The sequence below is a fragment of the Bradyrhizobium sp. CCH5-F6 genome (assembly GCF_001556045.1).
Taxonomy (GTDB): domain Bacteria; phylum Pseudomonadota; class Alphaproteobacteria; order Rhizobiales; family Xanthobacteraceae; genus Bradyrhizobium.
In genome coordinates this window covers 1-6,583 of sequence record NZ_LSIC01000129.1, presented here as the reverse complement: position 1 = coordinate 6,583, position 6,583 = coordinate 1, and the positions used below count along the sequence as shown (strand labels likewise).

General features: G+C 64.0%; 5 protein-coding genes. All 5 read right to left on the bottom strand.

The annotated features are described in order from the left end of the window. Positions 1 to 140: 140 nt before the first annotated feature. The 5 genes from AX729_RS24065 to AX729_RS24045 all read right to left on the bottom strand — a co-directional run bounded on the left by AX729_RS24065 (position 141) and on the right by AX729_RS24045 (position 6,240). On the bottom strand, positions 141 to 440 hold the full coding sequence (locus tag AX729_RS24065; RefSeq protein ID WP_057196369.1) for a DUF736 domain-containing protein: 300 nt from the start codon (positions 438 to 440) through the stop codon (positions 141 to 143). Between the two features lie 504 nt (positions 441 to 944). After that, the gene (locus AX729_RS24060) at positions 945 to 1,280 is read right to left on the bottom strand and encodes a hypothetical protein (protein WP_068307980.1); all 336 of its coding nucleotides are present in this window, start codon (positions 1,278 to 1,280) and stop codon (positions 945 to 947) included. A 94-nt stretch (positions 1,281 to 1,374) separates the two neighbouring features. Next, positions 1,375 to 3,261: a site-specific integrase gene (locus tag AX729_RS24055; RefSeq protein ID WP_152343722.1), complete on the bottom strand. Its 1,887-nt coding sequence runs from the start codon at positions 3,259 to 3,261 to the stop codon at positions 1,375 to 1,377. Between the two features lie 2 nt (positions 3,262 to 3,263). Further along, a complete protein-coding gene (locus AX729_RS24050; protein ID WP_057196366.1) occupies positions 3,264 to 5,096 on the bottom strand; it encodes a site-specific integrase in 1,833 nt (610 codons plus the stop codon). Continuing rightward, positions 5,083 to 6,240: a tyrosine-type recombinase/integrase gene (locus AX729_RS24045; RefSeq protein ID WP_057196416.1), complete on the bottom strand. Its 1,158-nt coding sequence runs from the start codon at positions 6,238 to 6,240 to the stop codon at positions 5,083 to 5,085. The genes AX729_RS24050 and AX729_RS24045 overlap by 14 nt, the downstream gene beginning before the upstream one ends. Positions 6,241 to 6,583 lie beyond the last annotated feature (343 nt).

The following is a 6,583-nucleotide window of genomic DNA, read 5'->3' as shown; positions in this document are numbered from 1 at the left end:
TTTAGGTCAGTTGGCAACCGTCTTTCTGAAATGAAGCGGTTGATCCGATAGCGACATTTTCTGAAGGACACTTCTACAGTGTCCTGTTGTCGGATTTGCGACGCCCCGAGATGGGGCGCCGCATCCGAGCGGTGGCCGCATCAGCGCGACCAGACCAATGCGTAGCCGTCATCGACCGCGACGAGGTTGGCGTAGATCGGCGCCGGGAAGGACGGGTCGTCGAGCTTGACCGAGTGGTAGACGGTGTTGTTGTCCTTGGAGGTCCGCTGCCACGCGGCACCTATCTCGACATTACCGACCACCACGCGCAAGTTCGGAGCCTTCTCGTTCTCAGAGGGTTCGGCCGGAAGGAAGCGCGCCTTGAAATTGAGCGAGAGCGTCTTGATGGTGCCGGTGTATGAGCCGTCTTCGGCGCGGGTGAAGGTGCCAATCTGAGCCATAGTGATCTCCTGTTGCTGTTTCCAAGCCCGCGACCATCGCGGCCTTGATGGCGATCTTTGAGCGCCGCAACGACCGACCTGCAGCCTCTGGCCCGCAGCGTCAGCGGAGGATGGCGGGCTGAGCGATCTTGTTGCCTCGCGAGGAATGCCGCCGCTTGGCGGCAGGGGAAGAAGATCGCGAACGAGCCATTGCGGGTAAAGGTCGGCGAGCGCAGCGAGCGTATTGTGGCGCGTGATCCCCCAGAAAAAGGCCGGTATGGACGTGGGCTAAGCAACCCAACAGGAGAGCATTGCTCAAAGGCCCTCACTACCGCCGCGACGGCGACATCACCGCGGCAACAGTAGCGCGATCGAAGGTACGGCGGGTTGATCCCGCGACCCCGATCCAACGGAGAAGGCTCGATTGTTCGTGCAGATGGCGCCGTGATACCGCCGCTTCGGAGCGGATCCAAGGTAATGCTCGTGAATCCGCCGCGACGAGAACGGCACCCGCGACGCACGAGGTCATTCGCTCGACGTTCGCAGCACTGCGGGACCGCGCAGGACAACGATCTCCTTGGTCAAGTGGGCGCTGCGGCGCTCGGCCCTCTCGGCACGGCGTTCCGCCTCGATGGCGCGTTGGAGGAGGCCGGCATTCTCAGTGACGATCTGCCGGATCTGCTGCTGCATGTTGTCGATTACACCACGCTGTTCGACGAGTGTGTCGCCCATGGTGGTGATCCGATCAGGTACGCTTTGCCGTCGGCGGGCTCGGATGAGGGCGTCGAGGATGTCACGGTGATTGGCGTAGATGGCGTTGCGGCCGACGCCCGCCTCGCGCGCGAGCGCAGCGACGGTCAAACGTCGGATCGAAGCGGCGGGTTGTTCTGAGGATCCATTCGTCAATCGATCGAGCGCCGCGCGCAGCTTCTCCGCCGTGGCCTTTATGCGCCGATCATCCGGATTTGCGGTGGATCTCTTGGGCATGGCCTTCTCCTGCGGCGGAAAGATCGGACAGAATGCGTTGGCACTCGGCGATGCGCGTGTTGGCGAGCGCGAGGCTTGGATCGTCGAGGCGTCGATCGGCGATCAACGCCAGATTGCGGTCGAGGCGTGCCTGCCAGACCGGGCGATGACGCTCGGTGACGGCGAAGTTGGCGCAGCTTGCGCAGGTGCTCTGGGTGCGCCAGAGCGCGTTCGGACCACGATTGTCGCCCATGCAGGCGGCGGTCTCCACACGGTAGACGCAATACCCCCAATCGCAGACGCCGAGCCGCATGCCGCTGTCTTCGATCAGGAAATTGATGTAGGCGGCGAGCTCGCCGTCGCGCGTGCGGCCGCGGAAACGCGATCGCGAGGACAAACGGCGCCCGCCATTGCCGGCGAGGCGCGAGGCGGTGAGCAGCTCCTCGAGAGCGAAGCGCGTCTCTTCGAGGGTCTGTGCGTCCACGAGCTCGCTCAGATCAAAATCGGTACCGACATAGGCGCTGTCGGTCATGATGCGGGTCACATGCCCGAAGTGATGCTGGAGAGCGTGCAGGCCGGTGCGATCGCGCTTGCCGACGAAGCGGGCGAAAGTCTTGCGCCCCTGATGCGTGGTCAGGTGCCAGGGCGTGCCGTCACCCTGACAAGGCAGATCGATGAAGGGAGCGAACCTCCGGTTCAGCCGGATGATGAGAGACCAGCCGGTCGGGACCTCCGGCGGGCGGCGGTCGACGACGCCCCTGCCAGCGAGGGAGAGCCAGAGCTCCGATCGGCCTGTCTCAGCGCGAAATGGCTCCGACAGATGATGCAGGACCTCGACGGCGCGCAGGACGGGTGCCGGCGCCGGCCAGAGATGCGGCGTTCCGGCGTCAGTGCCGGCGGTCTTGAAGATCCGCCCGCGGAGATAGCTAAAGGATTCGGCGCCATCGGCGGATGGGCGCTCTTCGACGCAGTTCGCTTGAAGCGAGAGAATCTCTGACACGCGCGCGCCGACCAGATAGGAGATGGTGACGAAACACGCCTCCTGAATCCGGTTGATCAGCAGGCGCAACTCCCTTGTGCGGGTCAACGGAGGGTGCCAGGCGACCTCCTCGCCCTCGATCGTGGAAAAGCGGAACGAGGAGACGAGCGCACGGACGGCCTGGCGGTGGGCGAAAGGCGTTGGGCCAGGATCGTCCTTGCGAAACGGCACGACGCGGTCGCGCAGCGCGATGACGTCGGCGGCTGGTTGCCCGATCAGCCGGATCGCTGCCGAGATGAGCGCAACGGCGATGTCGTCCGGCGTGTGGGGCAAGCGCTGGATGGTCTGGCGGCCGAAGCCGGAGAACCGGCTAGCGCGCTCATCGGCGAAGGGATGCTCGCTCGGTGGGCAGGCCAGTCTGGCTCTTTGCTGGAAGAGGCCGATCAATAGATTGGCGTATGCCTGACGGGTGCCCGGTCGGAGCGGCATGCCTGCATGGCCGCGTCGCTCCGTGACGGATCGCATGAACTCTTTTGCCGTATCGGTGTCCAACTCGTCGAACCCGTGCATGCCCCGGCCCGCCATCCATCGGATCAGGAAGCGCAGCTGGACGGCCACTGTCACAAGCGATCTGGCCTGAGCTTGCCGGCGACCGACAGGAGGATCGACGCGAAGCGACCATAGGAAGGTGCGGGCATCCTCCAGCCACCGATGCCATCGCGGATCGGTGAAGCGACTGCCGTCCGGCAGCTCGAATGCCCAATCGACGCGAAATTGGTGACGACGCAGATCGGCCCGCGTATGGTCGAAATGCCATTGCGCATCGGTCCAGATCGATCGTGACGAAACGCGTTGCGCGGCATCGAAACGATGGAGCCGCTCTGATTGTGCCGGCATAGTCATTCCAACTCCGGGAGCAGCGGCATGCCGGTAGCGAGCTTGCGGGCGGGCTCGTGCATGTTCGCGGGGAAATCCGGGAGGATGTCCTGGGTGAGAATGCGCCACGACGGGGCATAGAGAAGGCTCCAGCGCTTCGGATCGAGCCGTTTACGAGCCTCTTCGAGCCGATCGACAGCGGCGAGGATGCGCGCCAGATGCCCGACATCGATCGGGACGACGAGGCCCGGACAAGCGAGGCAGCCGCCGAACTGCGGGCAGAGGCGATCGACGCCGTCTCGGCCGGGAGCGACAGGAGCCAGGCAGTCGTGCCCGAAAGGGGCGGTGGCGCGCAGCTTCCCGAAGGCCGGCGGAGGCGTGTCGCGCTCGGGGCCGAGCACCCAGTTGATCATCTGCTCTTGCAGGTGCGCGATCGTCTGGCGCTGGAGGCGGGTCGTCTCCTCGCTCTTGAGATAGGTCTCTGTTGTTGCGACGCTGGCATGGTTCAGGATCGATTGAGCGACGAGAACGTCTCCGCCCGACGCGCGGTAGTGCTCAGTCGCCACGCTTCCACGAAATAACGCCGGCGCAAAGTCTGCGATCGGCTCCCGCAGTTGGTCCGGATGGTCCGTGTTCCACGCGTCGATGCGTTGGTTGGCGCGCTCGATGAATCTGAGGATGGCACGCCTCAGAACGGTGTGTTCGATGACCCCGGTGCGGCTGCGAAGCGATCGGCGCGAATGCTCCTTATGGATGCTGCGCGTCAGGAAGAGTCGATCTTGCTCGCTTGGCGGTGCTGTGGCGATGATCGGTTCTGTCAGCGCCAGCATCATCTCGATCAGGTTGGGTGCGGCATACCGCCGACGGCGATCGAAGGACCGCCGCTGCGCTTTCTGAAGCCGCGCGCCCGTTTTGGGCTTGTTCCAGTCGACGATGACGCGGTGTTCGTCGAGCGGATGCGGCACAAGGCAATCCCGACGGATGTGGCGCAGCGGTTCGGGATTGGCCGCGGTCTGGATGGCGATGGCCAAGAAGAAAGGAACCAGCGTGTCGGTGGTGATATGGAAATACTGCGCCATGGTCCGAGCGCCGCCCCAGTACTGGACCAGCGTGCTGGACTTGATCCCGTGCGCCTCGAGGACAGTCGTGTCGGGCATGAGGCCGTCGTCGATCCGGCCGATGCGCCATATCCATCGGTCGAGCCCCTGGCCGCGCAAGGTCTTGGGCGGTAGCTCGGGGCGTCGGATAACCTCCTGCCCGTACTGAAACCGGGCCCAGGCCTCGTCGATCTCCTCGTAGCAGGCCCGCAGGATCGCCTTGACCTGATTCGAGGGAAGTCGTCGCCGAGGCTGTTGGCTCGCCCTCCGCCCCGGAAACGCATTCCAGGGGATCTCCAGGTCGTGCGCTATGCGCCCGCGTCGATTACGCCGACACCAGAAGAGCAAGGGACGCAGAAGGTCGAAGGCGATAGCGTGGGCCCCGCGTGGCGCTCGCGATGCCCCTTGCTTCTTCAGCCAGAGTACATAGCGGCCAAGTGCCGCGGTATCGAGATCACTCGCGGTCTCGATCATGCCGTCGTCAACGACGAAACAGGTGAAACGTCGGAGCGCCCTCCATGTCGTCTGGCGTGTTGCTGATTGCTGAGCGACGCAATGCGCGCGGAATGCCTCGACCAGGAGGTCACGCAGATCGACAGGCAGGCCGGCGAGCTGTCCGGAATCGAACCGCTGATCGGGGTTGCCCCAGGCATCGACGAAAATGATCGTGTCAGCCGGCGCTATCGAGTCCACCGCCGCCGTCTGCGTCGCCTCAGTTGCAAACCGGCGGTCGATCGGGGTCCGCTTACGAACGGCCATGAGGCACCAGTTCGCCATACAGATAGGCGAGGCTCTCAGCGAGTGTGTCCGCGTGAAGCTCAACACAGCGCAGATAGATCGCGGTCGACTGGATCGACGCATGACCAAGAAGGACCTGCACGATCTTGAGCGGGTTGAGGTCAGGCGTTGTCGCCGCCTGCTTTTGCAGGCGGACAAGCATCGCCATCGCAAAGGTGTGTCGCAGCCAATGCCCTGATCCGGCGAGCCCGGCAGCCCTGAATCCAGCGCCGAAGACCGCCGAGAGCCTTGCGCGTGTGATGGGATCGCCCTTGCTGTTGAGGAAGAGCGTCGCCGGCGACCGATAGCGCGGTCGAGCCGCGCGCAATCGCTTCACGAGCGCGGCGCGCTCCTCTCCGGCGTACCAGTGGGTTCGGTCGATTAGCCGCAACGGCGGATAGACGGTCCTTGGCCGGTCTCCCTTGGTGATGGTCAGCGGGATGCCGACCAGCGGATCTTCCTCGATGTCGAGATGGGCAACCTCCGGTACCTGTTGAAGCTTCAGGCCGCACAACTCCTTGCGGCGCATTCCGGTCGCCAGCGCCCATTCTGCGATCAGCCCATAGGGCGGATCGAGATGGTGGAACAGAGCCTGGAGCTGATCGACGCGCAGCGGGCGCGGCAGCCGCTCCGCTTCCGAAATTGTCAGGACATTCGCCGCTATGATAGGCCGACGGTGGTCAAGATGCGCCATCATGCCCTGGCGCGACGACCGGAGCGACACATCGACATAATCGAACGGCAGCGTGTCGATCAGACCGCGCCGATGCGCCCACAAATAGAAGCGGCACACTGACCGGACACGATCGTTCACGGTTGAACGGGCATAAGGGCGACCCGTATGGGGGCTCGGTGCCGCCAGCATCCTGTTGCGGTACCCAGCAATCGTTCCTTCGTCGGCAAGCCGCCAGTCGAGGCCGCTCTGCTCCAAGCTGTCGAACCAGTCATGCAGGTGCTCGCTGTAGGTCCGCAGCGTCTCCGTCGCATGCGAACGGCCGGGGATCGTGGCGAGCTCGAGCAAATAGCTGAAAGCCGGCTCGATGATCGACATCTGCGCGTCGAGTAAAATGGGAAACCCGGCTGGAATCCCTTCAACGCCGTCGGTCGCCCGCACGATCGAAACCATCCCGCCCTCCGGAGGCAACGCACCCGGAGGCGCAAAGAGAATCAACATCTCCACGTGCTTACCCAATCGATCGAACTAACAGATGACAACACCGTAACGAGAGATAAGCGGAGCGCCTTCGGCGCGAGTCTTCTTTAGATGCGAGGCGTTCCCCCTCGCGCTCCCCCCGTTCGCCACGTGGCAGGGGTGCAGGACTTCGCCTGCACCCAATGAAAAGTTTGTGGTGTCGCCGCCGCGTCAAGCGTTGTCCTCGCTTCGCTGCGGGAACGCTTGACCCGGACGTCTGCGTGCAAAACTCGCAACAGTCAGCGCGCTAAAGGACACCTTCTCGCGCGTAACCTAA